The sequence below is a fragment of the Staphylococcus pasteuri genome (assembly GCF_030547725.1).
Lineage (GTDB): Bacteria > Bacillota > Bacilli > Staphylococcales > Staphylococcaceae > Staphylococcus > Staphylococcus pasteuri.
This window is the reverse complement of record NZ_JAUOQO010000173.1, coordinates 1-308: the sequence shown is the minus strand read 5'-3', so window position 1 is coordinate 308 and position 308 is coordinate 1. Positions and strand designations below refer to the sequence as shown.

Annotated in this window: 1 pseudogene; it reads right to left on the bottom strand. The window is 43.2% G+C overall.

The window, feature by feature from the left end:
* A pseudogene (locus Q4528_RS13285) lies at positions 1-287 on the bottom strand (hypothetical protein); the annotation flags it as partial.
* Positions 288-308: the final 21 nt, after the last annotated feature.

Genomic DNA, 308 nt, shown 5'->3' with positions numbered 1-308 from the left:
GCACGGTGATGATGCATTTGTACCGATAATTTTTCACCGGGTTTAACCGTAATGCGTTTAACCTGATAGCGCGCGCCATTATCAATAGAGTCGTATTTACCCCACGGACGGTAAACTTCCCGGTGCACTTTATGCTCTTCTCTACCAGCATCCTTGATTGAGTTAACCAACTGCTTAACATCTTGAATGGCATCCTTATGAGCCACCATTAAAGCATCCTTTGTATCGACAATAATCAGATCATCCACACCCAAGGTTGCAACTAAGCGCTCATTAGAAACCACCATCGAATTATTAGTGTTATGAGC